The 20926-nt window shown below is 66.6% G+C and carries 23 protein-coding genes; 15 read left to right on the top strand and 8 right to left on the bottom strand.

Annotated elements, in window-relative coordinates:
- Nucleotides 1-4: 4 nt before the first annotated feature.
- Both KYE46_RS10970 and lpxB read left to right on the top strand, forming a co-directional pair.
- Nucleotides 5-772 carry an LpxI family protein gene (locus KYE46_RS10970; RefSeq protein ID WP_219000663.1) on the top strand — a complete coding sequence of 256 codons (768 nt, stop codon included), beginning with the start codon at nt 5-7 and terminating at the stop codon, nt 770-772.
- The gene (gene lpxB, locus KYE46_RS10965) at nt 769-1899 is read left to right on the top strand and encodes a lipid-A-disaccharide synthase (RefSeq protein WP_219000662.1); all 1131 of its coding nucleotides are present in this window, start codon (nt 769-771) and stop codon (nt 1897-1899) included. Before KYE46_RS10970 ends, lpxB begins: the two co-directional genes overlap by 4 nt.
- Nucleotides 1900-1904: 5 nt before the next feature.
- Here the strand turns inward: lpxB and KYE46_RS10960 are convergent, their stop codons facing one another.
- A complete protein-coding gene (locus KYE46_RS10960; RefSeq protein WP_219005092.1) occupies nt 1905-2375 on the bottom strand; it encodes a YbaK/EbsC family protein in 471 nt (156 codons plus the stop codon).
- 69 nt (nt 2376-2444) lie between these two features.
- Between KYE46_RS10960 and glnE the strand changes: the two genes are divergently transcribed.
- Together glnE and KYE46_RS10950 are read left to right on the top strand one after the other, a co-directional pair.
- Nucleotides 2445-5228, top strand: a complete 2784-nt coding sequence (glnE, locus tag KYE46_RS10955) for a bifunctional [glutamate--ammonia ligase]-adenylyl-L-tyrosine phosphorylase/[glutamate--ammonia-ligase] adenylyltransferase (protein ID WP_219000661.1) — start codon at nt 2445-2447, stop codon at nt 5226-5228.
- Between the two features lie 5 nt (nt 5229-5233).
- Nucleotides 5234-5509: a hypothetical protein gene (locus tag KYE46_RS10950; protein WP_219000660.1), complete on the top strand. Its 276-nt coding sequence runs from the start codon at nt 5234-5236 to the stop codon at nt 5507-5509.
- A gap of 10 nt (nt 5510-5519) precedes the next feature.
- Here the strand turns inward: KYE46_RS10950 and KYE46_RS10945 are convergent, their stop codons facing one another.
- Nucleotides 5520-6515 carry a GlxA family transcriptional regulator gene (locus KYE46_RS10945; RefSeq protein ID WP_219000659.1) on the bottom strand — a complete coding sequence of 332 codons (996 nt, stop codon included), beginning with the start codon at nt 6513-6515 and terminating at the stop codon, nt 5520-5522.
- 191 nt (nt 6516-6706) lie between these two features.
- On the opposite strand from KYE46_RS10945, the gene KYE46_RS10940 reads away from it, so the two are divergent.
- Nucleotides 6707-8080, top strand: a complete 1374-nt coding sequence (locus tag KYE46_RS10940) for a class II 3-deoxy-7-phosphoheptulonate synthase (RefSeq protein WP_219000658.1) — start codon at nt 6707-6709, stop codon at nt 8078-8080.
- Nucleotides 8081-8179: 99 nt separating this feature from the next.
- Here KYE46_RS10940 and KYE46_RS10935 read toward each other — a convergent pair whose 3' ends face one another.
- A complete protein-coding gene (locus KYE46_RS10935; protein WP_219000657.1) occupies nt 8180-8878 on the bottom strand; it encodes a PAS domain-containing protein in 699 nt (232 codons plus the stop codon).
- Nucleotides 8879-9071: 193 nt separating this feature from the next.
- Here KYE46_RS10935 and KYE46_RS10930 point away from each other — a divergent pair, with 193 nt between their 5' ends.
- The 3 genes from KYE46_RS10930 to KYE46_RS10920 are packed head-to-tail and all read left to right on the top strand — an operon-like array spanning nt 9072 to nt 11124.
- The gene (locus KYE46_RS10930; RefSeq protein WP_219000656.1) at nt 9072-9956 is read left to right on the top strand and encodes a YicC/YloC family endoribonuclease; all 885 of its coding nucleotides are present in this window, start codon (nt 9072-9074) and stop codon (nt 9954-9956) included.
- Between the two features lie 2 nt (nt 9957-9958).
- On the top strand, nt 9959-10609 hold the full coding sequence (gene gmk / locus KYE46_RS10925; RefSeq protein WP_219000655.1) for a guanylate kinase: 651 nt from the start codon (nt 9959-9961) through the stop codon (nt 10607-10609).
- Entirely contained in the window at nt 10606-11124 is a 519-nt protein-coding gene (locus tag KYE46_RS10920; RefSeq protein ID WP_219000654.1) for a gamma carbonic anhydrase family protein, read from the top strand. The genes gmk and KYE46_RS10920 overlap by 4 nt, the downstream gene beginning before the upstream one ends.
- Nucleotides 11125-11188: 64 nt before the next feature.
- Here the strand turns inward: KYE46_RS10920 and KYE46_RS10915 are convergent, their stop codons facing one another.
- Nucleotides 11189-11812 carry a histidine phosphotransferase family protein gene (locus tag KYE46_RS10915; protein ID WP_219000653.1) on the bottom strand — a complete coding sequence of 208 codons (624 nt, stop codon included), beginning with the start codon at nt 11810-11812 and terminating at the stop codon, nt 11189-11191.
- 19 nt (nt 11813-11831) lie between these two features.
- Here KYE46_RS10915 and KYE46_RS10910 point away from each other — a divergent pair, with 19 nt between their 5' ends.
- The 3 genes from KYE46_RS10910 to olsA all read left to right on the top strand — a co-directional run bounded on the left by KYE46_RS10910 (nt 11832) and on the right by olsA (nt 13811).
- A complete protein-coding gene (locus tag KYE46_RS10910) occupies nt 11832-12035 on the top strand; it encodes a DUF3553 domain-containing protein (protein ID WP_219000652.1) in 204 nt (67 codons plus the stop codon).
- A gap of 178 nt (nt 12036-12213) precedes the next feature.
- Nucleotides 12214-12987, top strand: coding sequence for an L-ornithine N(alpha)-acyltransferase (gene olsB, locus KYE46_RS10905; protein ID WP_219000651.1), 774 nt, complete (start codon nt 12214-12216; stop codon nt 12985-12987).
- A complete protein-coding gene (gene olsA / locus KYE46_RS10900; RefSeq protein ID WP_219000650.1) occupies nt 12984-13811 on the top strand; it encodes a lyso-ornithine lipid O-acyltransferase in 828 nt (275 codons plus the stop codon). Before olsB ends, olsA begins: the two co-directional genes overlap by 4 nt.
- A gap of 8 nt (nt 13812-13819) precedes the next feature.
- On the opposite strand, the gene KYE46_RS10895 is transcribed toward olsA, so the two are convergent.
- Nucleotides 13820-14449 (bottom strand): thiamine phosphate synthase, encoded by a 630-nt coding sequence (locus KYE46_RS10895; protein ID WP_219000649.1) that lies wholly within the window; start codon nt 14447-14449, stop codon nt 13820-13822.
- A 148-nt stretch (nt 14450-14597) separates the two neighbouring features.
- Here KYE46_RS10895 and KYE46_RS10890 point away from each other — a divergent pair, with 148 nt between their 5' ends.
- From KYE46_RS10890 to KYE46_RS10880, 3 genes are all read left to right on the top strand, one after another.
- Entirely contained in the window at nt 14598-15380 is a 783-nt protein-coding gene (locus tag KYE46_RS10890; RefSeq protein ID WP_219000648.1) for an RNA methyltransferase, read from the top strand.
- 199 nt (nt 15381-15579) lie between these two features.
- Nucleotides 15580-16722 (top strand): heme A synthase, encoded by a 1143-nt coding sequence (gene ctaA / locus KYE46_RS10885; protein ID WP_219000647.1) that lies wholly within the window; start codon nt 15580-15582, stop codon nt 16720-16722.
- Complete coding sequence (locus KYE46_RS10880) at nt 16719-18185, top strand: carboxypeptidase M32 (RefSeq protein WP_219000646.1); 1467 nt, start codon at nt 16719-16721, stop codon at nt 18183-18185. The genes ctaA and KYE46_RS10880 overlap by 4 nt, the downstream gene beginning before the upstream one ends.
- 56 nt (nt 18186-18241) lie before the next feature.
- Here KYE46_RS10880 and KYE46_RS10875 read toward each other — a convergent pair whose 3' ends face one another.
- The gene (locus KYE46_RS10875; RefSeq protein WP_219000645.1) at nt 18242-18967 is read right to left on the bottom strand and encodes a hypothetical protein; all 726 of its coding nucleotides are present in this window, start codon (nt 18965-18967) and stop codon (nt 18242-18244) included.
- 32 nt (nt 18968-18999) lie between these two features.
- Nucleotides 19000-19797 (bottom strand): enoyl-CoA hydratase, encoded by a 798-nt coding sequence (locus tag KYE46_RS10870; RefSeq protein ID WP_219000644.1) that lies wholly within the window; start codon nt 19795-19797, stop codon nt 19000-19002.
- 81 nt (nt 19798-19878) lie between these two features.
- Between KYE46_RS10870 and KYE46_RS10865 the strand changes: the two genes are divergently transcribed.
- Nucleotides 19879-20289: a PaaI family thioesterase gene (locus KYE46_RS10865; protein ID WP_247716974.1), complete on the top strand. Its 411-nt coding sequence runs from the start codon at nt 19879-19881 to the stop codon at nt 20287-20289.
- A gap of 134 nt (nt 20290-20423) precedes the next feature.
- Here the strand turns inward: KYE46_RS10865 and speD are convergent, their stop codons facing one another.
- Entirely contained in the window at nt 20424-20828 is a 405-nt protein-coding gene (speD, locus tag KYE46_RS10860; protein WP_219000643.1) for an adenosylmethionine decarboxylase, read from the bottom strand.
- Nucleotides 20829-20926: the final 98 nt, after the last annotated feature.

The raw sequence follows: 20926 nt of genomic DNA, 5'->3' as shown, positions 1-20926 counted from the left end.
GCCGATGCGCGCGATCCTTGCAGGCATGGGCGCTTTGCCGGGGCTCTTGCTGGAGGCCGGACCCGCCGAAGTGGTGCGCTTCAAGGGCGTCAGCGTCGACGTCGAGCCGACCATCGAGGCGCGGTTCGAGCAGTTGGGCCTGCTCTTCGAGGAGTTGCGCAAACGCGGCGTGACGGAGGTCTGCCTCGCTGGCGCCATGTCCCGACCGCCGCTTGATCCTGTCGCATTCGATCCGTTGACGGCCTCGAAGATGCCTTTGCTGATGCAGGCGATGGGCCAAGGCGACGATGCCTTGTTGCGGGCGGTGATCAGCGTGATCGAAGGCGCGGGCTTCAGCGTCGTGGCCGCCCACGAGTTGCGCCCCGACCTCGTCGCGCCCGCGGGGCAGATCGCGGGCAAGCCATTGGCGGAACAGGACGCGGCCCGCGCGCGCGCCGTGCTGGATGCGCTCGGCTCGCTTGACGTGGGCCAGGGGGCTGTTGCTGCCAAAGGTCAGGTGATCGGGATCGAGACGTTGCAGGGCACGGACGCGATGCTGGCCTTTGTCGGGCAGACCAAGCCCAACTCCGGCGGTGTCTTCGTCAAGCGGCCCAAGGCCGGGCAGGACCTGCGCGTCGACATGCCCGCCATCGGCCCCGAGACGATCCGCAACGCCGCCGCCGCGGGCCTTTCGGGGATCGAGATCGCCGCCGACAGTGTCCTGCTGCTGGACCGCGAGGCGATCCTCACGGCCTGCGCCGAGACCGGCCTTAGCCTCTGGGCGGGGCCTTGAAACTCTTTCTCGTGGCCGGAGAGCCTTCGGGCGACCGCCTCGGCGGCGCGCTGTTGGCGGGCTTCGACGATCTTGGCGTCGCGGTTGAACCCGCCGGTGTCGGCGGCCCGATAATGGCGGCGCAGGGGATGCGCTCTCTCTTTCCCTACGAGGAACTGGCCGTCATGGGCTTGGCGGAGGTCTTGCCCAAATACAGGGCCCTCAAACGCCGCATCGTCGAGACGGCCCAAGCGGTGGCGGACAGCGACGCCGAGGCGCTGATCACCATCGACAGCCCGGATTTCGGGCTGCGGGTGGCGAAACGCGCGCGGGCGGCCAATCCTCGGTTGAAAACCATTCACTACGTGGCGCCTTCGGTCTGGGCGTGGCGGCCGAAACGGGCAGAGAAGATGGCCCGCGTGATCGATCACGTGCTGGCGCTGCTCCCGTTCGAGCCGCCCTACATGGAAGCCGCGGGCATGAGCTGTGATTTCGTCGGGCATCCGGTGGTGGCAGAACCGCGCGCCAGCGCCTCGGACGTCGCGGCGTTTCGCGCGGCCTATGGGCTCGGGGCCGAGCCAATCGTGTTGGTGCTGCCGGGGTCCCGCAGCTCCGAGGTCGCGCGGCTGGCACCGATCTTCGGCGAAGCGCTCAGCGGGATCGACGCGCGTCTGGTCCTGCCCACGCTGCCCCATACGCGGGAGGCCGTCCTCTCCCTCACGGCGGACTGGCCGCAGCGCCCGATCATCGTGGATGCCGCCGACGCCGATCAGAAACGCGCGGCCTTCGCGGCCGCCGATGTGGCGCTTGCGGCCTCCGGGACCGTGTCGTTGGAGCTGGCAGCCAACGGCACGCCGATGGTCATCGCCTACGACATGAACTGGCTTACCCGTGCGATCATGAAACGCGCGATCCGCATCGACACGGTAACGCTGGTGAACCTCGTCTCCGAGACCCGCGCGGTGCCTGAATATCTCGCCGAGAACTGCCGCCCCGACGCGATCCGCGAGGGGGTGCGCGCGGTCATGGCCGGAGACCACGATCAGCAGGCGGCCATGGCGCTGACCATGGAGCGTCTGGGGCAGGGGCAAGAGCCCCCCGGCACCCGCGCCGCGCGCTCGGTTCTGGCGGCACTGGGCAAGTCTTAACGGCGTTAACCGGTGAAGTCGGCGGGCGCGGCCCCGGCAAGGCGGACCAGTACTTTCGGATCGATTGCGAAGATATGGCGTGGCGTGCCCGCTGCCGCATAGACGACATCGAAATCGAGCAGGCGCGGGTCGTACCACGCCTTGATCGGCGACAGATGCCCGACGGGAGAGACACCGCCGATGGCAAAGCCCGTTTGCGATCGGATCAGACCGGCATCAGCCTTGCCAAGCGGCGCGCCCGCCACGGCGCTTGCCTGTCTGTCATCGACGCGGTTTCCGCCTGCGGTCACGAACAGCACGGCCTCGCCACTGTCTTCGTCGCGGAAGATGATCGACTTGGCGATCTGGTCCAGATGACAGCCCGCGGCCTGCGCCGCATCTGCCGCCGTGCGGGTGCCGTCCGACATCTCGAGCACCTCCACCGCGACGCCCGCTTCCTCCAACGCGCGCCGCACGCGCCTCAACGACTTTGACACTGTCCCGATCCCCTGCCATTCCATCGGCACCCTAGCTAATTCCATTCGGACCGAACCGAAAGACCGCCGATGCCCTTCGCTGCCCGCCTGACCCGTTCGCCCTTGGCCCATGCTCCGGATCGCGGTGACGAGGCGCTGACCCACACCCATGATCTCGCACCGGAACTGGCGGAATTGATCCGGGGCGCCGCCGGGTCTTCGCCCTACCTCGCCGAATTGATCCGCAAGGAGGGGCACTGGCTGTCCCACGCGTTGGAGGCTGAGCCCGAGGAGGTCATCCAGGGGCTGATCGAGGACACGCGGACATTTGATCTCAAAACCATCGACGCGGGCCTGCGGCAGTTGAAACGCCGCGCGGCGCTGATCGTGGGTCTGGCGGATTTGGGCGGCGTCTGGGGGCTGGCGACCTTGACGCAGGCGTGGACGGATTTCGCCGACGCCTGCGTTGCGGCGGCGCTTTGTGTCCACGTGGCCGCGCAGGCGCGGCGCGGCAAGATCCCCGGCCAGCGCGAAGAGGACGCCTTCCGCGACGGGGCCGGCATGGTGGCGCTGGCGATGGGCAAGATGGGCGCGGGCGAGTTGAATTATTCCTCCGACATCGACCTGATCTGTCTCTTTGACGAGACCCGGTTCGATGGCCCCGCCGAGGAGATGGAGGCCCGCGCGGGCTTCATCCGGGCGACCCGCGCGATGGCGGCCACGCTCAACGATCCGACCGAGGAAGGCTACGTCTTTCGCACCGACCTGCGCCTGCGCCCGGATGCGTCGGTCACGCCGGTCTGCATCTCGATGGCGGCGGCCGAGCGTTACTACGAGGGCGAGGGGCGCACGTGGGAGCGTTCCGCATATATCAAGGCGCGTCCCGCGGCAGGCCACATCGCGGCGGGGGAGAAGTTCTTAACGGCGTTAACGCCTTTCGTCTGGCGCAAGCATCTGGATTTCGCGGCCGTGGCTGAAACCATGGACATGCGGCAGCGCATCCGTGACCACAAGGGGCTGCACGGCATGGCGCTGGAGGGGCGCAACCTCAAGCTTGGCTACGGCGGTATCCGCGAGATCGAGTTCTTCGCCCAGACCCGCCAGCTTGTCGCCGGGGGGCGGGACCCGAGCCTGCGCCAACCGCGCACGGTCAAGGCGCTGGCCGCTCTGGCGCGTGCGGAATGGATCACCCGCGACGATGCCAGCGCGCTGGCCGATCACTACGCCGCCCTGCGCGAGGCCGAGCATCGCCTACAGATGATCGATGACGCCCAGACCCATTCCCTGCCGAAAACACCTGAGGGTTTCGACCGCCTCGCGCGGCTCAGTGGGGAGGGCGATACGGCCCGCTACCGCGCCGCTCTGGAAGACAGGCTCGCCGCCGTGGCGGAGCTGACTTCGGACCTCTACGCATCGAAATCCGGCACCAGCGTTGCACCGACGTTGTCGGAGGAGGCTCAGGCTATCGTGGCCCGTTGGCCGGGCTATCCGGCCCTGAAATCGGCGCGGGGGCAGGCCATTTTCGAGCGGCTCAAGCCCGATCTGCTGAACCGGTTCAGCAGGTCCACCCGGCCGGACGAGGCGCTCTCGAACTTCGACGGGTTCCTGCGCGGCCTTCCCGCGGGCGTGCAGATCTTCTCGCTCTTCGATGCCAACCCGAGCCTTGTCGATCTGCTGGTCGATGTCTGCTCCACCGCGCCGGGGCCTGCCGCCTATCTCTCACGCCACAGCCGGGTGCTCGATGCGGTTCTGGTGGGTGATTTCTTCAGCCCGTGGCCGGGCGCTGCGGGGTTGCGCGAGGAACTGGCCGAGGCGCTCGAACCGCTTGATTACGAGGCGCAACTCGACACCACGCGACGGTGGCAGAAGGAGTGGCTCTTCCGCGTGGGCGTGCACATGCTGCGCGGCCTGATCGACGCGGATGACGCGGCGCAGCAGTATTCCGACGTGGCCGAGGCTGTCGTCTCGGGCCTCTGGCCCTGCGTCTGCGCCGATGTCGCGCGCCGTCACGGGGATGCGCCGGGGCGCGGCGGCGTGGTGCTTGCCATGGGCTCGCTCGGGGTGCGCGAGATGACGGCGACGTCGGACCTCGACCTGATCGTGATCTTCGACGCCCAAGGGGTCGAGATGACCGAAGGCCGCCGCCCGCTGGACCCGCGCGGCTGGTTCGCCAAGGCAACCAAGGCGATGATCACCGCCCTCAGCGCGCGCACGGGCGAGGGGAAGCTCTACGACGTGGACATGCGGCTGCGGCCGTCGGGCGGGCAGGGGCCGGTCGCCACGGCCCTCACGTCTTTCGAGCGCTACCAGCGCGAGGAGGCTTGGGTTTGGGAGCACATGGCGCTGACCCGCGCCCGCGTCGTGGCGGGCGATCTGAGCCTCGCGCGGGATGTCGATGGCATTCGCCGCAGCATCATCGAGGGCCGCAAGGATGACCCGGCGGTCCTGCCCGAGGCGACCGAGATGCGCGCCCGGCTGCGCGACGCTGGACGGGCCGGCAGCACATGGGCCGTGCGCGATGGTGCGGGCGGGATGCAGGATATCGCGCTGGTCGCGCAGGCGCTTGCCCTGAAGGCCGGCGCTCCGGTGGAGGGGACGCTCGCGCAGCTCGAGGCGGCGCAGGAGGCGGGGCTGATCACCCCGGAGCAGGCCCGGCAGTTGACCGCATCCTACCAGCTTTTCCGGCAGGTCTCGCAAGGATCGCGCCTGCTGACCGATGCGCCGATCGATGTGGATAACGTGGGCGAGGGCGGACGCACCCTGTTGCGCCGCATGGCTCAGGTGCCGTCCACGGAGGCTCTGGTGACGCAGTTGGACCAATCTCGCGCGGCGGCGGCCGATATAGTTTCGGAAATACTGACAGCAAGCGAGTGAATATCATGGCACGAGACAAGGACCCCATCGACCCCAAGGGTCTGATCCGGGAGGCATTCCGCATCGACGGGATCTCGGCGCCCGAGTGTCGCTCGATCTTCGTGGATTGGGCGCTGAGCGTGAAGGCCGATGACCACGCCCCGCTGATCCAGACGCTGCTGTCCCGTCACGAAGACGTGCCGGACGCGCATCCCATGAAGCAGGTGCTGCAAGAGGGGCTGGCCGCCAAACCCGCCAATGTGCGGCGCGGCGGCAGGGCGGCGCGGTTCACGGAGAGCTAGGTCGCGCGCGTTATGCCTTCACACGGGACGCGTGGCTGCCCCGTTCGCGGTAGGGCGTCGTGTCGTAATGGGCGCGGTAGCATTTCGAGAAGTGGGACGGTGAGGCAAAGCCGCAGGCCAGCGCCACGTTGATCACGCTCATGTCGGTCTGCATCAGCAGGTTGCGTGCCTTGCCGAGGCGCAGTTCCATGTAATAGCGCTTGGGCGAGCGGTTGAGGTAGCGGCGGAACAGCCGCTCCAACTGGCGCGTCGACATGCCCACGTCCATCGCAAGCTGCGCCGGGCTGATCGGCTCCTCGATGTTCTGCTCCATCATGCGGATCACCTGGCCCAATTTCGGGTGCCGCACGCCGATCCGCGTGGGGATCGAGAGCCGCTGCGTGTCCTGATCGGTGCGGATCGAAGTGTAGATCAACTGATCAGCCACGAGGTTGGCGAGATCCTCGCCGTGATCCTCGGCGATCAGCTTCAGCATCAGGTCGATCGAGGCGGTGCCGCCCGCCGTGGTGATCCGGTTGCCATCCACGACGAAGACCGATTTCGTGAGCGTCACCTCTTCGAATTCCTCGGCGAAGCTGTCCTGATTTTCCCAATGGATCGTGGCGCGTTTGCCGTCCAGAAGCCCGGCCTTGGCCAGCGTATAGCCCGCCGTGCACAGACCCGCGATGACGGAGCCCTTGCGCGCCTCGCGGCGAATCCAGCTCAGCAGACGCTTGGTCGTGGAGCCTGCGACGTCGATGCCGCCGCAAAGCAGGATCACGTCATCGCGGTTCACTTCTTCAAGCCCGGTGTCGAGCCGGAACCATGTCCCGGCAGAGCATTGCGCATATTCGCCGCCTTCACCGGCCAGCGTCCATTGATAGAGTTCCTGACCAGACATGCGGTTTGCGATGCGCAGCGCTTCTACCGCAGAGGCGAAGCACAACATGGTAAACTGGTCCAACAAAACGAAGATAAACCGCTTGGGGCCTTCGCTCGGGCGCAACCGGGCACCTTTGTCTGTCATGCCGCATCTCCCTCGGCTGCCATCTTCCGCCCGAGGCTGTGCCGCGGGTGGCGTAACCGAAACCACTAAAGCAGAGCGCACGCAATCCCGCGATGTAAATTTCAAGGGGGAGGAATGATGAAATCCGGGATTGGAAGCCACCCGCGCCTTGTGTAGAGAGGTCGGCGATCCCTGCGACATTGGAGAACGTTATGACCGCAGCAAGCAGCTGGACCAAATCTGACTGGCGCGCCAAGCCGCGCATTCAAATGCCTGACTATCTGGATGCCGAGGCGCTTGGCGCCGTCGAAGCACAGCTGCGCCAGTATCCGCCCCTCGTCTTTGCCGGCGAAGCGCGCCGGTTGCGGGACGAGCTGGCCGCCGTGTCGCGCGGCGAAGGCTTCCTGCTGCAAGGCGGCGATTGCGCCGAGAGCTTCGCGGAATTCTCCGCCGACAGCATCCGCGACACCTTCAAGGTCATGCTGCAGATGGCGATGGTTCTGACCTATGGCGCGAAAGTGCCGGTGGTGAAGATCGGCCGCATGGCGGGCCAGTTCGCCAAGCCCCGCTCGGCCCCGACCGAAGTGCAGAACGGCGTGGAGCTGCCCTCCTACCGGGGTGACATCATCAACGAGCTGGAGTTCTCGGAGGCCGCGCGCATCCCGAACCCCGCTAAGATGCTGCAGGCCTACACCCAGGCGGCGGCCTCTCTGAACCTCGTGCGCGCCTTCTCGACCGGTGGTTTCGCCGACATCCACCACGTCCACTCCTGGACGCTCGGCTTCACCGACAGCGAGGATGCCGCGAAGTACCGCGAGCTGGCGAACCGGATTCAGGATGCGCTTGATTTCATGACCGCGGCGGGCCTGACCTCCGAGAACAACCACGAGCTCTCGACGGTGGATTTCTACACCTCCCACGAGGCGCTTCTGCTGGAATATGAAGAGGCGCTCTGCCGTCTGGATTCGACCTCCGGCAAGTGGCTCGCGGGGTCCGGCCACATGATCTGGATCGGCGACCGCACCCGTCAGCCCGACGGCGCCCACGTGGAATTCTGCAAGGGCGTGCAGAACCCCATCGGCGTGAAATGCGGCCCGTCGCTGACGCGTTCGGACCTCAAGGAACTGCTCGACACGCTGAACCCGAACCGCGAGGCCGGGCGCATCGTGCTGATCAACCGCTTCGGGGCCGGCAACGTGGGCGATCACATGCCCAAGCTGATCCGCGCCGTGGAAGAGGAAGCCCACCCCGTCGTCTGGACCTGCGACCCGATGCACGGCAACACGATCAAGTCCGACAGCGGCTACAAGACCCGCCCGTTCGAGAGCGTGCTGCGCGAAGTGCAGGAATTCTTCGCGGTCCACGGCGCCGAGGGCACGATCCCCGGCGGCGTGCATTTCGAGATGACCGGTCAGGACGTGACCGAATGCACCGGCGGCGTGCGGGCCGTGTCCGACGAGGACCTGTCCTCGCGCTACCACACCGCCTGCGACCCGCGCCTGAACGCGTCCCAGTCGCTGGAGCTGGCGTTCCTGGTGGCGGAGGAGCTTTCGGCCAACCGTGACGCGATGCGCGCGACGGCCTGAAAGCCTCTATAGGACGAACAGGAACGGCGGGTGGCGCAGGCCAACCCGCCGTTTTTCATGTGGCGATGGTCATGGCGGTGTTTAGGAGAATGGCCGCGCCTAGGACAGACCACCGTCGATGACCTGAAAGACGGGCCGTTTGCGGGTGACGGCATCGCCTTCAGGCTGCGTCGCCACGGCCTGCGGCGCGCCCCCCGATCGCACCACGCGGGTCGCCGTCAGCTGCCCCCGCGCCGTGTTGCCCATCGGCCCGATGATCGGACCGACCTCGGGAATGTCGAGCGACCAGCTGCCCGTCACCGCGAAACGTCCGCGCAGGTCTGTCACGAACGGCGTGGCAGCGGCGCGTTCGGAGTAGATCGCGAGCCCACGGGTCAGGGCGCCGCGCGTATCGGCCAGCGGCAGGATCGCCATCAGGGCCTCGGGCACGGGGCCTTTCCGCTCAACGCGCGCCAAGGCGAGGATGCTGACCACCGGCGTGGCAATCGCGTTTTCGGCAGCATCCATGGCGCGGTTGCGGTCGTCCAGTTCGAACAGCGCACGAAACGGCATGCCGCGCAGCTCCATACCGGCCCGCGTGGACAGCGTCGCGCCCGCCAGCCGCATCCGCACCGTGCCGGCCCGTGGCCGCTCCAGCACGCTGATGCGTGACAGGTGACGGGTGAGCGCGGCGGGGCTGATCTCGACCCGTCCGGGGGCGACGCGGTCGCCGCGCAGCTCATCCCAGTAACGCAGGACGCTGGTGATCCGACCGTCGAGGTCAGGCAACCCGTGGGACGTGTCGCTGAGGTGGCTCATCATCTGCTCTCCATGCGGGGATGTCGGTGCGAACATCCGGGGACCGACAGCACGCCCCTCCGGCGCTTGCCGTCGGGTTCAGGCGGCGCGTCCTATCGCCGTGCTGCACATCTGGTCCTTTATCGAATACACTGATTAAAATTGTCCGGGCAGGGGGAGATTTAACAGATGGTTAACGCCGAGGAACATCGCGATGGGTGAGGGGGCGCTTGCGTCGATGACGGCCTTCGCCAGCGCCGAGGGGGCGGCGGACGGGGTCTCTTGGTCGTGGGATCTGCGCTCGGTCAATGGGCGCGGGCTCGATCTGCGGCTGCGTCTGCCCGATGGGTTGACGGCGTTGGAGCAACCGCTGCGCGCGGCCCTGCAAAAGGCGCTGACACGGGGCAACGTGACCCTCGGCCTGCGCGTCAATCGCGTCGCATCGGCCGGCGGGCAGCTCTCGTCCGAGGCTCTGGACGCGGCGCTCGAGTTGATCTCCGAGGTGGAAGCGCGCGCCAACGGCGGCCTGACCCATTCCACCGCCGTCGACGTGCTGAACATGCGCGGCGTGATGGACGGCGCCGACGCCATGGCGATGCCCGACACGGAGGTGTTGATGGCCGAGGCGCAGGAGCTGATCGCAGCCTTCGTGGCGATGCGCCGGACCGAAGGCGCGGCGCTGGCGCGCGTCATGTCCGAGCAACTCGACCAGATCGCGGCGCTGACCCGGGCCGCGCGGTCCGCCGCGCAGGCCCGCACCGAGGCGCAGGGCAACAGGCTCCGCGCGCAGGTCGCCGCCCTTCTGGCCGAGACCGAGATCGTGGACGAGGCACGGCTGGCGCAAGAGATTGCCGTCCTCGCCGTCAAGGGCGACGTGATGGAAGAGATCGACCGCCTCCGCGCCCATGTCGACGCCGCGCGCGATTTGCTGGACCAGGGCGGGCCTGTCGGGCGCAAGCTGGATTTCCTGATGCAGGAGTTCAATCGCGAGGCGAATACCCTTTGCGCGAAGTCCGGCGACACCGCCCTCACGGCCATTGGACTTGACCTGAAACTGACCATCGATCAGATGCGCGAACAGGTTCAAAACGTGGAATGAAAATGGCACAGACCAACCGACGCGGCCTTCTGATCATCCTTTCGTCACCCTCCGGCGCAGGCAAATCCACCCTCGCGCGGCGCCTGATGTCCTGGGACGAGACGCTCAGCTTCTCTGTCTCCGCCACCACCCGCGATCCGCGGCCCGGCGAGGTCGACGGGCAGGACTACCGCTTCATGCCCGAGGCCGAGTTCAAGGCGCTGGTGGCCGACGGCCAGATGCTGGAACACGCCCATGTCTTCGGCAATTTCTACGGCTCGCCCATGGCGCCCGTCGCCGAGGCGATCGAGGCGGGACGCGACGTGCTCTTCGATATCGACTGGCAGGGCGCGCAGCAGATCCGCAACTCGGATCTTGGTAAACACACGCTCTCGATCTTCATCCTGCCGCCCTCGATCCCCGAGTTGAAGAAACGGCTGGAGGGCCGCGCGCAGGACAGCGCCGAGGTGATCGACAAGCGGATGCGCAAGAGTTGGGACGAGATCAGCCGGTGGGATGCCTACGACTACGTGCTGGTCAACGACAACCTGCTGATGACCGAGGAGCGCCTGAAAACCATCATCACCGCGGAGCGGCTGCGGCGTGAGCAGCAACCGGGCTTGCAGGCTCACGTGCGGCAATTGCAGGCGGAATTCGAGGAGTTGGGTCAATGATCTACGCATTGGACGGGGTCAGCCCCGATATCGCCGAGGATACATGGGTCGCGCCCGATGCGAATGTCATCGGCAGGGTCGTGCTGGAGGTCGGCGCGAGCGTCTGGTTCGGTTGCACCCTGCGCGGCGACAACGAAGAGATCCGTGTCGGTGCGGGCTCGAACGTTCAGGAGAACGTGGTGTGCCATACCGATCCGGGCCTGCCGCTGATCATCGGCCCGGATTGCACGATTGGCCACAAGGCCATGCTGCACGGATGCGAGATCGGGGCCGGAAGCCTGATCGGGATGGGGGCGACCGTGCTGAACGGCGCGAAGATCGGGGCCGGTTGCCTGATCGGCGCCGGCGCGTTGATCCCCGAAGGCAAGGAGATCCCGGACGGCTCGCTGGTGATGGGGATGCCGGGCAAGGTTGTGCGAGAGCTTGATGAGGCCGCGCGGGCGGGCCTGCTCGCCTCGGCTGATAACTATCGCCAGAACATGCGCCGTTTCCGGGCCGGGCTGCGGCCGGCCTAGGTTGCCGCGACTTGGGGTGCGCGTCCGCCGGACAAGCCGTTTCGTGCCGCTGTTCGCGCTGTCATCAGGACGTCGACATGCGAAACGACTCGGCCTCGGCAAAGTAATTCACCGTTGAGCCAAGCGCTTGCGCAGCGCGTAAAAGCACCGGGAACTGGGCGTCGGAGGGGCGGAGCACGCGTCCTTCCCGCGCCGCGCCCGAGCGCAGGAGTTCCCACAAATTCTCGTCGATGTTGAGCCGGGGACCTGTCGCCTCAAGCTGCCAGTTTCCCGACGGGTCCGGTCCGATCCGCAGCGAGCCGCCCATGGGCAGGGCCGCTTCGGCGCAGAGCAGCATCAGAAGCGCCATCTTGGTTTCCTGCCGTGAACGGTCACCATCCGCCATCCAGACCGCCGCGATGCGGCTTTGCTTGAAGTAGCCGTCGACGACCGTCGTGGCCTCCCGCAGCGACGTGATTTGCGAAGGGTCCGCGCCGCCGAAAGCCAAGCGGAACATGCGGATGCGCGCCTCTCCCGCGCGCACGGCGTCGCGGATCAGCTCCACCTCCGGCCCATCGGCCTTGCCGGTCATCTCCAGCAGTTCAACCCCATTGCCGATCGCGCCCAAAGGGTTAACTAGATCATGACACAGTCGCGAGGCCACGAGATCGGCCAAACCAGAGACCGGATCGTTTTTTTGGTCTCGCATAACAAGGGCCTTTCACGCCATGGACAAGGAAAACTCAGCCGCCGCGGAGATCACCGCGATCCTCGAGCCCGGCATGTATGTGCGCAACCCCAATGCGCCGGAGTGGGGCCGCGGGCAGGTGCAATCCAATATCGCAGGCCGCGTCACGGTGAATTTCGAGCACGAGGGCAAGCTGGTGCTGGACGGCCACAAGGTCGCGCTTTCCATCGACTATTCCTCCTGATCTCAAGAGATCACGCTAGGGTAGAATGGTTAAGACACCTTTAATAGCCTCGAAGCCGCTTCCGCTGCATTGATCGCACGTCCAACTTGCAAATGGGGGGCAGCTTGCTAAACCCGCTCTTCACCGCGGTCCCGATCCGGGTTCTCTCCGCGCAGCCCTTGGAAACCCGTGTCGAGACATGCAGATAGACGAGCCGCATCTGGAACTGCGATTGGCCAAGACGCCCGCCGACCTGCGTGCCGCGCAGCGGCTGCGCTATCAGGTCTTCGTCGCGGAACTGGGAGGCTCGGGGCCGATGGTGGACCACGAGGCGCAGCTGGAACAGGACCGCTTCGATCCGTTCTTCGATCATCTCCTGCTGCTCGATCATCGCCGCGCCGCCGGCGACGAGGTTGTCGGCGTCTACCGCCTGATGCGTTCAGTGGGGGCCGAGGAGGCCGGGCAGTTCTATTCCGAAGACGAATATGACCTCGGCGTCCTGCGCCGGAGCGGTCGTCGGCTGTTGGAGCTTGGGCGCTCCTGCGTCCATGCCGATTACCGGGGCGGCACGGCAATGCTGCACCTGTGGAACGGGCTCGCGGCCTATATTGCCGAGCATGGGATCGAGGTGATGTTCGGCGTGGCCAGTTTCCACGGCACCGATCCTGCGCCGATCGCGGGGCCGCTATCGCTGCTCCACCATCGGCACCTTGCCCCGTCCGATATCCGTCCGAAAGCCCGCGCCGACGGGTTTCAGCCGATGCCGCTGATCGCAGCCGACGCGCTGGACCGTCCCGCCGCGATCCGCGCCATGCCGGCGCTGATCAAAGCCTACCTGCGGCTCGGCGGGTTTGTGGGTGAGGGGGCTTACATCGACCGCGCCTTCAACTGTATCGACGTCTGCCTCGTGATCGACGTGGCCCGGATGTCGCCGACCCACCGGGCGATCTACCAGAAGGGCGCGCGGCCATGAGCCTCTCCGTGAAAACGCCGGCCCCGGCGCGGGCGCTCGGGCCCATGGCGCTCCTGCGCGCGTTCCGCCGCGCCACGCCGCTCCTCCTTGCGCTGGCGATCTGCTTTCCGCTTCTCCTCCTCCTCCGCCTGCCGGAGCGGTTGATCTGGGGCCTGCGCCGACCGGTAACGCCTTATGTTACCCAAGGTGTCTGCCTGCTGGCGTGTTGGAGCCTCGGGCTGAAGCGCAAGGTCATTGGCGCCCCGATGCGCAGCCCCGGCGCATACGTTGCCAACCATGTGAGTTGGCTCGATATCTTCGTGCTCAACGCCGGCAAGCGCATGTATTTCGTGGCCAAGGCAGAGGTCAGCGTCTGGGGAGGGATCGGCTGGCTTGCCCGCGCCAATGGTACCGTGTTCATCCGCCGCAACCGGGCCGAGGCGGCAAAGCACACGCGCCTGTTCGAAGACCGGCTGATTGCCGGGCATCAATTGCTGTTCTTCCCCGAGGGCACCTCCACCGATGGGCAACAGGTCTTGCCGTTCAAGACGACGCTGTTCGAGGCCTTCTTTGCCGAGCGCTTGAGGCCGCATCTGTGTGTGCAGCCCGTCACGCTCTATTACACCGCGCCGCCCGGGGCGGACCCGCGCCATTACGGCTGGTGGGGTGAGACGGAGTTCGCCCCGAGCCTGATGCAGATCCTCACCACGCCCGGACGGGGGCAGGTGGAGGTGATCTACCACGACCCGATCCCCGTCGCCGGTGCCGCGAATCGCAAGGCCCTGGCAAAGCAGGCGGAAGATGCGGTCCGCGCCGGATTCGATGCGGCCCGCGCGGCCGGTTAGTGCGTAGGTTAACGTAGCGGGGCGGTCAGCGCTTGGAGGGCGGCGATGGGATCGTCGTGGCGCCAGATCTCGGGGCCGATGGCGAAGAAATCCGTGACCGAAGCGAGGGAGCCCACGAGGTCTTCCGTCAGGGCGCCTTCCGCCACCACGGGGACTTCGATCATCTGCGACCACCAGGCAAAGAGATCATGCTCGGCGCGGCTGCCGTCGCCCAGATCGCTCTCGCCCACTGGTCCGAAGGTCACGTAATCGGCCCCGGCTTCCCCGGCGTTCATCCCGTCATGGCGCGAGGTGCCGCACGCCGCGCCGATGATCGCATCGGCGCCGAGGGTTTTGCGTGTGTCGCGGACGCTGCGCGCGCCGTCGAGCAAGTGCACACCGTCAAGCCCGAGCCGTTCGACGAGTTGGATATGGCGATCGATCACGAGGGGCACGTCGCGGGCATGGGCCACTTCGCGGCATTGGTCGGCGGCGCGAGACAGCGCGGCCTCGTCCTCGCTCGCGAGCGCAAGGCGCAGGCAGGCAACATCGACACTATCGAGCAGCCGGGCGAGGACCGGCGCAAAGACCTCGGCTTCGAAGGCGGTCGGGGTCACGAGGTAGAGTTGCGGGGTCTCTGGGGGCTCTTGTTCGTCCATGGTGCTCTTCATGTGGTTCGAGTGACGCGCCGGTCGGCCTCGCGCTGATACAATCCCGCGTCCGTCGGAGCAATGGTGGAGGCGGGCAGGGCGCGTGGTGCCGGGCTCTGTCTTGCGCGAGGGGCGTGGCGCGTTTATGGGCAGGCCCATGTCAGATCAGCCCACCGCCTCCGCGCCCGTCACCCCCTCCGGCCAGCCTGCCTTCATCCTGGTGCGCCCGCAGATGGGCGAAAACATCGGCGCGGCCGCGCGGGCGATGTGGAACTTCGGCCTCGACCGGATGCGCGTCGTGGCCCCGCGCGATGGCTGGCCGAACGAGCGCGCCGTGGCGCTGGCCAGCGGCGCCGGGCGGCTTCTGGACGAGGCGCAACTTTTCGACGATCTGCCGGGCGCGCTTGCTGATCGTACCTATGTTTTCGCGACGACCGCGCGCGACCGGGGACTGACCAAGCCGATCGTGACACCCGAGCGTGCCATGGCGCAGGCCCGCGAGATCATTGCCCAGGGCGGCAAGGTAGGCGTGTTGTTCGGCCCCGAGCGCGCAGGGCTGGAGAACGCCGATATCGCTCCGGCCGATGCCATCATCTCGGTCGATGTGAACCCGGCCTTCCCCTCGCTCAACCTCGCGCAATGCGTGCTTTTGTGTGGGTACGAGTGGCAGCGGCAGGCATCCTCGGTGCCGCCGGAGGTCATGGCGCTGGCCAAGACCGATTTCGCCAGTGGTCTGGAGGTCGAGAAGCTCGGCGCCCATTACGAGGAGCGTCTGGAAGAGGCGGGGTTCTTCTGGCCGCCGGAGAAGGCGGAGAGCATGAAGCTGACCCTGCGCAACCTCTGGGGCCGGTTGAGCCTGACGCGCGCCGATGTGCAGACGTTGCATGGGGTGATGCGGCAGATGGTGCGGTGGGCCGAGGGGCGGCGCAAGGATTTGTGAGCGGATGGGGGTTCTGCGTCCGGGCAGTGCGGGTTTGGGGTCTGTTGACTGGGGCGCTGCCCCAGACCCCGGGATATTTGAAGAACGGGGAAGGGGTGGATGTGCCGCCTTTCTGGCGGTCGGGCGGAAGGTCGCGGGCGCTTGAAGGGGGCGCGTGCGCGCGATAGGTCATGGAGCGATACCAGATGAGGGACGCGCCATGGCAGGTCAACGCAGTATTTTCGAGGACGTTGAAGGGGCGCAGAAGCCCGCGGCGACGCCGGGCGGTGTGAGCCGCGACCGGGGGCGCGGGCGGTCCCGGGTCAGGGTTTTCATCATGGTGCTGTTCGCCATGGTCGTGGTGCAGATCGCCGTGGGCGGGCTGACGCGGCTGACGGACTCCGGTCTCTCGATCACCGAATGGGCGCCGATTACCGGCGCGGTGCCGCCGCTTGATGCAGCGGCCTGGGATGAGGCCTTCGAGGCCTACCAGAGCACCACGGAATTTCAGGAGCAGAACCGGGGCATGAGCCTGTCGGAGTTCAAGGTGATCTATTGGTGGGAATGGGGTCATCGCCAATGGGCGCGGCTGATCGGCGTTGTCTGGGCGGTGGGTTTCGTGGCGCTTTTGGCGACGAAGTCCGTGCCGGTGGGATGGACCGGGCGGCTGCTCTGGCTCGGCGCGCTCGGCGGTTTGCAGGGGCTCGCGGGCTGGTGGATGGTGGCCTCGGGCATGGCGCCGGGAATGTTCGACGTGGCCTCCTATCGCCTTGCGGTGCATCTGGGTCTTGCGTTCCTGATCCTCGCCCTGATGGCCTGGTACATCATGCTGCTCGGCCGAGCCGAGGCCGAATTGATGAGAGCGCGCCGGGATGGAGACCGCAAGCTTGCCGGTATGGCGACGGGCCTGTTGCATCTGACAGGATTGCAGATCCTTGTCGGCGCGCTGGTCGCGGGCATCGACGCGGGCCGCAACTTCATCGACTGGCCGCTGATGGCGGGCGCCTTCACGCCGCCGGACATGTGGGCGATCGAGCCGTGGTTCCGCAACCTTTTCGAGAATGACGGTACGGTGCAGTTCTTCCACCGGATCATCGGCTACACGCTTCTGGCCTTCGGGATCGGCGCCTGGTTTGCCGCGCGCCGCTCGGCCCGCGCCGCGACCAAACGCGCCTTCGACTGGGTTGCCGTCATGATGTTTGGCCAGATCGTTCTGGGGATCGTCACCGTGATGAACTCGTCGCCCTGGTATTGGGCCATTACCCATCAGTTCGGCGCCGTGGTCCTGATCACCCTGATCATGCGGGCGCGGTTCCTGTCGCGCTATCCCTTGCCGCAATCCGTCAGGGGAGCCGTCCGATGACCGCGTTGCAGGAGTTGCTGGCATTCAACCGCACCACCGAGGCCCTGGGCCAGGTGATGGGCCGGTTGGGGTGGGATCAGGAGACATTCATGCCGCCCGGTGCCGCCGAACAGCGCGGCGAGGAGATGGCGGCCTTGGAGGGCGTTCTCCATGCCCGCCGGACCGATCCGAAGGTCGGCGAGTGGCTGGCTGCGGCCAAGCCTGAGACCGAGGCCGAGGCGGCGCAGCTGCGCGAGATCGGCCGCGGACACGCGCGCGCCGTAAAGGTGCCGGCGGAACTGGCGTCGGAACTGGCGCGGTTGACTTCGGTGAGCCAAGGCATCTGGGCGCGCGCCCGCGCGGAAGAGGACGTCGCGGCTTTCCTGCCGACCTTGAGCCAGGTTGTCGCGCTGCGTCGCGAGGAGGCTGCCGCCATCGCGGACGGGGGCGACCTCTATGACGCCTTGCTGCAGGACTATGAACCGGGCGCGACGGCAGCCGAGATTGCCGCGCTCTTCGACCGGATGCGCCCGCGCCTGAAGGACCTGCGCAGCCGGCTTGCGGGGGCCAAAATGCCCACGCCGTTGCAAGGGCATTTCGCGGCGGACGCGCAGATGGCGCTGGCGCACGAGACGGCGGAGCGCTTCGGCTATGATTTTGCCCACGGCAGGCTCGACCTTGCCGTGCATCCCTTCAGCTCCGGCTCCGGCGCGGACGTGCGGATCACCACGCGGGTCGACGAGGGCGAGCCGATGGGTTGCCTCTATTCGACGATCCACGAGGTCGGCCACGCCTGCTACGAGCAGAACATCGCGCCGGCCTTGCGGCTCAGTGCCTTGGGGCAGGGGGTCTCCATGGGGGTGCATGAGAGCCAGAGTCGGATTTACGAGAACCAGCTGGGGCGCTCACCGGAGTTCTGCAGGTTCCTCCACGGGCGGATGGAGGCGCATTTCGGTGCCCTGTCAGCGTCGCAGGAAGAAATCGCCCGGGTCATCAACCGGGTCGAGACCGGGTTCATCCGGACCGAGGCGGACGAGGTGCATTACAACCTCCACATCATGCTGCGCTTCGATCTGGAACGGCAGCTTTTCGACGGTACGTTGGAGGTCGCGGACCTTGAAGAGGCGTGGAACGATCGCTTCGCAGCCGACTTCGGGATGACGGTCGACAAGCCCTCCAACGGGGTGCTTCAGGACGTGCATTGGTCAGTTGGCCTCTTCGGCTATTTCCCGACCTACACGCTTGGCAATGTCTACGCGGGGTGCCTTTACGCAGCGCTAAGGCGGGATGTGCCGGGGCTTGATGCGGCGTTGGCTGCGGGCGATCCCGCACCGGCGCTCGATTGGTTGCGCGAACGACTGCAACGCCATGGCGGGCTGCGCACACCGCGCGAGACGATTGAGCATGCGACGGGGGCCGAGATTTCCGAAGAGCATCTGCTCGCGTATCTCGAAGCGAAATACGGCGCGCTCTTCGGCCTGTGAGAGCCTCGGACCCTTGGGTCCGAGGTGACGCGGCAGGAGCTTTGAAATTCGGAGCTTTAATAGAAGCCGGTGTAGCGGAACAGGCGGTCGGTTCCGTCGCCGCTGCCGCCGAAGTGGAGGCGCAGACCGATGCTGGCGGTGCTTTCTGCTTCGCTGTAACCGTCGCCGAAATCATTGGTGCTGCTGCCCAGGGAGCCATGGATCTCCAGCGTCTCGACAGGTCGGTAGGAGAGGCCGAATTCCGTGCGGGAATAGTAGCCGTTGTCGCCGTCATAGATGTTGCGGCGCAGGCGAAGGTAGGGCGAGAGCCCCGGGGCGATCTCGGCTTCGGCGGCGAAATCATAGAGCCAGCCGTCCAGGGGATCCTCGTGAAAGCTCGCGACGCGGCCCTCGAGGCGGAAGTTGCCGGGCGTCCAGAGTGCCTCGGCGCCCAGGGCGCGGCTCTCGGTATCGCCGAAGTCGTCGAAGGACGCGAAGACCGCGAGGCGCAGGTCTGCGCGGGCGTCGTGGTAGAGGTGCAGATCGATCCCCGTGTAATCGGCCACGGTGCCGAAGTCCGCATCGGCCTCGGCGTCGGACACCCGGTTGAGACCTGCCTGCACCCCGAGGGCGCCGAAGCTGTAGGCCACGTCGCCCGACAGGCTGAGCAGGGTGAAATCACCCAGATCCTCGACCTCAACACTCGTCGTGTGAAGCCCGAAGGTTGCGCCGTCGAAGCCCTGGGCTTGCGCGCCGGTTGCCGCGATTGCCAAGCCTGCGGCAAGGCTGAAAAATCTGATCATCTGTCTTTCCCCCGTGTCGTGCGAGGAAAGGGTCACTCAGATCTGCGCCAATTGGGAGGGCGTTTCTCGAGAAAGGCCGAGATTCCCTCCTCGGTGTTGTGATCGAGCATGTTGGTGACCATCACCTCGCCGGTGAGCGCATAGGCGGCCTCGATCGTCAGGTCGGCCTGCTCGTAGAAGGCGCGTTTGCCGATGCGCACCGCAGACGAGAGCTTGGCGGCCACGGTTTCGGCGAGTTCCTGTGTTGCTGCGTCCAGTTCATCGGACGGCGCGACGCGGTTGATCAGGCCAACCTCGCGCGCACGCGCGGCATCGAGGAATTCGCCGGTGGTCAGCATTTCGAACACCTGCTTGCGCGGCATGACGCGGCTGAGCGCCACCATGGGGGTGGAGCAGAAGAGGCCGATGTTGACGCCGTTGACGCCAAAGCGCGCGTCCTCCGCCGCCACGGCCATGTCGCAGGAGGCCACGAGTTGGCAGCCTGCCGCAGCAGCCAGCCCATGGACCTGCGCGATGACCGGTTGCGGCAGGCGGGGCAGGGTCTGCATCAGCGTCGAACAGCGATCGAAGAGGTCCTTCCAGGCACGGGCGCCGTCGTCCTCATCCTGGCGCGCCGCCTGCATCTGCTTGAGGTCATGGCCCGCGCAGAACACCCGGCCCGCGCCTTTCAGGATGATGACCCGCTGTCCGGTGTCCTCGGCGAGCCTGTCCAGCGCGTCTTGCAACGCCGCCAGCATCTCGTCGGAGAGCGCGTTGAGGTTGCCCGGCGAGTTCAGCGTGAGATGGGTGGTCGGGCCGCGATCCTCGCGGATCACCAATGGATCGGACATATGGCGGGCCTCCCTTGCGCTGCCATGAGGTTTTGGAAAAGGTAGCCGCCAAACAGGACGGGGGGAAGCGCCGTGGGCGTCATGATGCAGGCCGAAGAGATCGCAAGTTACCTGGACGAGGTTTTCCCGCAAGTCAGGGGCGATTTCGTGATCGAAGCGGTGGAGGAGCGTGCCGTGCGGGTGCGGATGCCCGTGGCGGAGCGTCATCTGCGCCCCGGGGGCACGGTCTCGGGGCCCGCGATGTTCGCGCTGGCCGATGTCTCGGTCTACATTGCGGTGCTGGCGATGAAGGGCCGTGAGGCGCTTGCCGTCACGACCGGCGGCTCGTTCGATTTCATGCGCAAGCCCGCGTTCGGTGCGGATCTGATTTGCGAATGTCGGCTGCTGAAGATTGGTCGCGTTCTGGCCGTGGGCGAGTGCCTGATCTTTTCGGATGGCATGGAGGAGCCTGTTGCGCGGGCCTCCATGACCTATTCGATGCCGCCGAAATGAGGCGGGCGCCGGGGTGAGTCCTTGATGGCGCCCCTTGCGAGGCGCTGAAGGGGCGCTGCCCCTTGGCGGTTTTTCCTTGCGGAAAAGCGCGCCTACCCCGGAGTTGTATCGGCCAAGATGAAGCAGGGAGCAGGTCAGCCCGGCGCCGCGCCGCGGTGCAATTCGCGGATCGTTATGGCCTCGGTTTCAAAGGCCGCTTTCAGGATCGGGATGGCGGCGTGGGGGTCGGTGTTGCCGCACATGAAGATGTCGAACGCGCCGTAGCCGATCTCGGGCCACGTATGGCAGGCGATGTGGGATTCCGCGAGGACCGCGATGCCGGTGACGCCCTGGGGGCTGAAGCGATGGCTGTGGAGGTGCAGGAGCGTGGCGCCGGTGGCCTGCGTGGCGTCGCGCATGGCCTGCTCGATGATCTCCGGGTCGTCGAGGTTCCGGCCTTCATGGATGTCGATGATCAGATGGGTGCCCGCATAGGTCTCGGCACCCTTGTGGGTCAGGTGGGTAGCTTGCGGCGGGTCGTTCGGGGGCAAATGCGTCATGAAGGGAAGATGGGCGTGGCGCGGTATGAGCTGCAAGGGGAAATGCGTATGGGTGTGACGCAAGGGAAAAAGGGCCGGATTGAATGGGGTAAAATGAT

The sequence above is a fragment of the Gymnodinialimonas ceratoperidinii genome, assembly GCF_019297855.1.
Classification (GTDB): domain Bacteria; phylum Pseudomonadota; class Alphaproteobacteria; order Rhodobacterales; family Rhodobacteraceae; genus Gymnodinialimonas; species Gymnodinialimonas ceratoperidinii.
Note: the sequence above shows the minus strand (reverse complement) of the source record. Positions and strands in the feature narration are given on the sequence as shown.